Origin of the sequence: Micromonospora sp. NPDC023814, assembly GCF_040639595.1 — a bacterium.
GTDB lineage: Bacteria > Actinomycetota > Actinomycetes > Mycobacteriales > Micromonosporaceae > Micromonospora.
In genome coordinates this window covers 1-5,187 of record NZ_JBFAAF010000155.1, presented here as the reverse complement: position 1 = coordinate 5,187, position 5,187 = coordinate 1, and the positions used below count along the sequence as shown (strand labels likewise).

Genomic DNA, 5,187 nt, shown 5'->3' with positions numbered 1-5,187 from the left:
TCGCGCTGACCGGGGCGACCGCCACCGAGAACCTGTTGCGCCAGGCCGAGGCCGACGGCGTACTCGGCGAGGTGCTCAACGCGCTGACCGCCGACATCGTGCCCGCCTGTCTGGGTCACCTGGCGGCGGAGCCACTGCGGGCGTTCGGCCTCAGCGCGTACGTGGCGAACAGTCCCGCCCTGCCGGACCTGGTCAAGGTCCTGGCGAACCAACTCCCGGGACGGTCGCTCCAGCTCGACGTGCAGGGCCACCGGGTGGAGATCCGCAGCCAGGCGATGGTGATCGGCCACCAGGTGATTCCGGTCCAGCCCGGCCCGATCTCGGTGCTACGGGCGCTGGCCCGCCGTCCCGGCCGGGTGCTGTCCCCGGCCGAGATCCGGGCAGCCGCGCCGAGCTGGGCCAGCGTCGACGACCACGCCGTCGAGATGGCGGTGTCGCGGCTGCGGCGAGCCTTCGACCACACCCCGCTGGACGGCGTCGACCTGATCCAGACCGTGATGAAGCGTGGCTACCGGCTGGGGGCCTGAGCGCTCACCGGCACACAGAGACCCTTCTATAACTGCCAAGTGGTGCTGGTGGCTGGGCGTGTGCCGGCCAGGGTTTGAAGAGTTGCGGGCAGATGTAGCGCTTGAGGTTGCGCATGACCGCGCGTTTGGTGCGTCCATCGACGGTGCGGCGGGTGACGTAGGCGCGGGTGCGGGGGTCATGGCCCATGCGGACCAGGGCGACGGTGTAGAGGGCACGGTTGAGGCGTCGGTCGCCGCCGCGGTCGAGTCGGTGTCGGGTGGTGTTGCCTTGATCAGGCCGGTAGTGGTGATGCGCCGGCAAGGACGGCGAACGCGGCCTCGGAGCGGATGCGTCCGGGGTGTGACCAGGCCAGTAGAACGGTCGCGGCGACGACGGCGCCGAGGCCGGGCAGGTCGAGCAGTTGCGGTGCCCGTGTGGTGACTGCTTCGTGCACGGCGGCGAGTTCGGCGTCGAGAGCGCGGATGCGTCGAGCCAGGCGGACGCCTTCCAGATCGCTTTCGAGATCGCGCACCGTCGGGACTGGCCGGCACCTACCCGGTGCCGGCCAGTCCCGACGTTGCCCGCCGCCCACCACGGGCGACTCAAGGATCAGTTGGTCCGGGCGGAGGCCCACCTCGCGAGCTAATCAGCGCAGGCCGCTCGCCTCAAGGCGATGATCCACAACCATTACCGGCCACCCGGCGACGTGGTGGACACGCACTGACTAGAGCTCGTCCGTCGATGTCCTTCTGCGACGCACGAAGACGATCAGGGCCGCACCGACGGAGATCATCAGGACTCCGATGGAGCCGACCCGGGCGGTCATCGAACCTGTTGTCGGCAGCTTGTCGCAGGTGCTTGGGTCCTCGTACGCACCGATCAGCTTGTAGTCGTAGCCGGGAAACACCACATTCACGACGCGCCCTCGTCCGGAGGCGAAGACGACCGTCTCCTCTCCCCCGTCGGAGGCCGTGAGCTTTTTCTCCTGCGTTCCATAGGTCGCGACCGCCTCCATCGGCGGCATCCCCTGACCCGGATGGGTGACGGTCACCTTCAGTTCCGTGCAGGTCGACTCGGTGGACATCGTGGGCAGCCCGCAGGTCGAGGGCCGCGACCAGAGATAACGAGCGACTTCCTTGCCCTGCTCGGCCACGACGATCTGGCCGGCGCCCGCCGGCATCGGCAATTCCACCGACTTTCCCGCGGGCACCTTGACGGTACGGTCCACACCGGTCGCGGTGACCCGGAACGTCACCGGATAGCGGCCACCGCTGAGATGGCCGTCAACCGACCCGTCGCAGGCCGGCGCGAAGGTGGCCTTCGGCTGTGCGCAGGACACGGCACCGCCGTTGTAGGCGCCGAGCGGGCCGGCGGAGCGGTTGCCGGGCTTGCCCTTGCTGCCCAGCTTCTTGTCGCCGTAGCGCTTGCCCTTCTCCACCATCGGCGTGATCAGCTCGCTCTTGCCACCCCAGACGAGGTCAACTTGGGTGTAGCACTTCGGCACGTCGACCTTCAGCTCAACCTTACGGTGCCTGGCGTCGATCACCGCGACGTCGTTTTCGTGCGCGTACTGCGGCCAACTCGCCTTGGCGCCCGGCGCGAAGTAGGAGACCAGGAGGAACTCCTGCTTCTGGTCCTTGCACAGTGGCAGGTCACGGGCGAGCTCGACCGTCGCACGGCCCTTCGCGCCGTCGAACGTGTGCTTGTACGTAGCCTGTGCCATGCCGACACATTGCGGCGTCTCCTTGCACGTCCCCTTGAGGCCAACGGCGCGGCCAGAGTCGGTGCTGGAGATGCCGGTCCGGTCGCCGTTGCGCTCGAACCAGGTCGCCGACACCGTCAGGGTGGCACTCGTCGTCGTGCCCGGCACCCGCTGCGTACCGGTCACCACGCCTTTCGGACCGTCGCCGTCGGTGTCGGCGCTGATCGCGCTGCCCACCTTGATCCCATCGATCGGCGTCTGCGGCCGCGCGACGAGCTTGGTGATCTGAGCGTATCTGTTCTCCCATCTGCCGTTGTTCACCTGCCAGGTGATCTCATAGGTGCCGTCCGGCTGGCACACCGCCGTCCCGCTGACCTCGGTGCGATGCGCTGCGGCGGGGCTCGCCGCCACCAGCGCCGCGAGCATGCCGAGCAGCATGCCGCCCGCCAGGGAGAGCAGCTTTCGGAGGGGTCTGTTCACGTCAGTCACTCCACAGATGGAAGGGATGGTTTCGGGGTCCGGCGCCTCGGCGGCGGCGCCGCACTCTTCACGTCCCTGTCTGCACGTCGTGGGGAGCCTGCGTGGATCAATCGCTGGCGAAATTGATACGAAGGGTTTCTGTCGATGATCGACTGCGCGGTACACGGCCGCGGAGCACCGCCAGCCGCGCGTAGCCCCAGTCACCGCAGTCGACAACCGTCCGCAGCGCCCACCGCATGCGCTCCGCGGCTTCCTCCGGATGCTCACCGAACTCGTACGCGACCTCGGCTACGCAGCCGGCGACCCGGCGGCGCACGAGTTCGCCAGCGATTGCCCGGCGCACCTGCTGACGATCGGGATGCCGCGACGGCTGTAGCGCCGACGCGAACAGAGCTTCGGCGAGCAGCACGGTCCGGTACCTCAGCATTGCGTCACCTCCTCATAGCCGGCCACGCACCGCGATCCCCCATGCGCCCCCACCGAACCGTCCCGCCACGGCAGATCGCGGCCGAAGACAGCGAACGCTCGCGGGTCACCGGGATAGCGCAGCCCGCGGCGCAGGTCACGGAATCCCATCCGCCGATACAGCCGCCACGCCCGCGACCGCGCCTCGGTCGTCTCCGCCGTCGACAGCACCACCGTCCGCGTCCCGGCCGATGACAGGATGCCGCGCAGCATTGCCTCACCCAGCCCTCTGCCCTGGCAGGCCGGGCGGACCTGAAGCTCGGATACGGTGCAGGCGTCGTCGAGCCACCGCCGGCGATCGGCGACGACCGGCATCGCACCGGCCACCCAGTCCCGCCACCACTGCCCAGGCCGACACCGATAGCCGTAGCCGAACCCGACGATGTCGGCCAGCGGCCCCAGAACGGCCACCGCCCGGAACCCGGGCATCGTCAGGTGTTCGACCAACTGCCGGCGGCTGCCTTCCCGCATCGCCGGGCCATAGCCCATCGCCTCGGCAAGCACATCGATCGCCTCGTCCGCCCGGATCGCGAACTGCTCGGGCGTCCACACGACTAGGACGTCCCTCATCGCATCTGGCACCGGTACCTCCGACAGGTCGGGCAGTGGCGGCTGACCGTCGACCGGGTGAAGGCCACCGGGCGGTTGCCGCACGCCTCACAGACCAGCGACAGGACCTGTCGGCCACGCCTGCTGCCGGTGAACCAGGACGCGCCCCGGACCACGCCGACGTCACCAGAGTGGATGGCGTCATCGAGGCATTGATCGCGTACGGGGCAGACGATGCAGCGTTGCACGGCTTTGTGCCACATCAGGCGGGACTCGAACCATGACGGGTCCAGCCCCCTGCATTCGGCTTGCTCCCACCACGACTGGTGGGGCTTCGTGATTTGTAGTGCCGTCATACTCCCCAATACGGGCAGGACCAGCCCGTCGATCAGTTGAAATCGATCCTTGAAGCGCCCCGGGTTCGACGGAGGCGGTGATGTCGCACCCGTTGTGAACCAGGAGTCAGGTGCATCCGTAGCTACGGTCGTGAACCTCGTTGACGTACTGCCAGAGGGGCTGCGGCGGCGGGTGGAACGGGCGGGTTGTGCCGGAGGCAACCGGCACAACCTTCCTCCCTCGCGCCCCTCCCGTCCCACGCCGCGACCTCGAATTTGCCGCCAAGGCACCGGTGGAAGTCCGCCGAACCCGCGATGCTAATTCGTATTGGCATCTTGACGCCGCCGAGATGGCGCGCACAGACTCGTCAACCAACGCACCCATCCGCGACGAGCGTCCACACCGTACGGCCGCTCGGCGAGGTGAGTGACACCCACTGACTCGTCACGGCCAGCCCGCTCCCCCTGCCCCCATCGGCCCGTCCCACGAACGGAGAAACGTGATGACGCGTACCCCTGAAGGCTCTATCTCCCGACGCACGCTGCTGCGTGGTACGGCGGCCGCCGGCGTCGCGATCACCGGCGCCGGCCTTGCCGCGACGCCCACGCCAGCACTCGCCGCCCCGGCCGGCTCCCCAACTACCGGTACGTACGCGACGCCTTCGCCAGCCCGTTGCGCTACAACCCGACCGGCGAATTCATCTTCCCGTGCGTACGCGGAGTCTACGACAAGATCAGCGGCTACCTCGGCCGCTACTACCTCTACTACGCGCCACACGACGCACCCGGCGGGATCTGCCTCGCCTACGCCGACCGACTCGAAGGCCCCTACACCGAATACCCGAACAACCCCATCATCGACCGGGTGCTGCCGACCACCACGGTAAGCCACGTGTCGTCCCCCCACGTGGTATGGGACGCACCGACCAAACAGTTCTACCTGTACTTCCACGGCGAGAACTACACGACCCGAGTCGCCCGCTCAACCGACGGAATCCACTTCACCGACGAGACCCCGATCATGTCGACCAGACTGGTACCCAACACCACCGAAACCTCGTACGCACGAGTCTTCGAACACTCCGTGGCCGGCAAGAGCAACCGCTACGTGATGGTGTTCATGGGCTACCACACAATCGGACCGGGCAC

Annotated in this window: 7 protein-coding genes and 1 pseudogene; 2 read left to right on the top strand and 6 right to left on the bottom strand. The window is 68.0% G+C overall.

Annotated elements, in window-relative coordinates; genetic code table 11:
- A partial coding sequence (locus tag AB0G14_RS34580) for a winged helix-turn-helix domain-containing protein (RefSeq protein WP_357704821.1) occupies positions 1-527 on the top strand: 527 nt, incomplete at its 5' end.
- 4 nt (positions 528-531) lie between these two features.
- On the opposite strand, the gene AB0G14_RS34575 is transcribed toward AB0G14_RS34580, so the two are convergent.
- The 6 genes from AB0G14_RS34575 to AB0G14_RS34550 form a co-directional block, all read right to left on the bottom strand.
- Complete coding sequence (locus AB0G14_RS34575; protein ID WP_357704819.1) at positions 532-828, bottom strand: transposase; 297 nt, start codon at positions 826-828, stop codon at positions 532-534.
- On the bottom strand, positions 800-1,039 hold the full coding sequence (locus AB0G14_RS34570) for a transposase (protein WP_357704817.1): 240 nt from the start codon (positions 1,037-1,039) through the stop codon (positions 800-802). Before AB0G14_RS34570 ends, AB0G14_RS34575 begins: the two co-directional genes overlap by 29 nt.
- 192 nt (positions 1,040-1,231) lie before the next feature.
- Positions 1,232-2,698, bottom strand: a complete 1,467-nt coding sequence (locus AB0G14_RS34565) for a cell wall anchor protein (protein ID WP_357704815.1) — start codon at positions 2,696-2,698, stop codon at positions 1,232-1,234.
- A 97-nt stretch (positions 2,699-2,795) separates the two neighbouring features.
- Positions 2,796-3,116, bottom strand: coding sequence for a hypothetical protein (locus AB0G14_RS34560; protein WP_357704813.1), 321 nt, complete (start codon positions 3,114-3,116; stop codon positions 2,796-2,798).
- Positions 3,110-3,724, bottom strand: coding sequence for a GNAT family N-acetyltransferase (locus tag AB0G14_RS34555; RefSeq protein ID WP_357704823.1), 615 nt, complete (start codon positions 3,722-3,724; stop codon positions 3,110-3,112). Before AB0G14_RS34555 ends, AB0G14_RS34560 begins: the two co-directional genes overlap by 7 nt.
- Entirely contained in the window at positions 3,721-4,059 is a 339-nt protein-coding gene (locus AB0G14_RS34550) for a WhiB family transcriptional regulator (RefSeq protein ID WP_357704811.1), read from the bottom strand. Before AB0G14_RS34550 ends, AB0G14_RS34555 begins: the two co-directional genes overlap by 4 nt.
- A gap of 652 nt (positions 4,060-4,711) precedes the next feature.
- Between AB0G14_RS34550 and AB0G14_RS34545 the strand changes: the two are divergent.
- A pseudogene (locus tag AB0G14_RS34545) lies at positions 4,712-5,187 on the top strand (hypothetical protein); the annotation flags it as partial.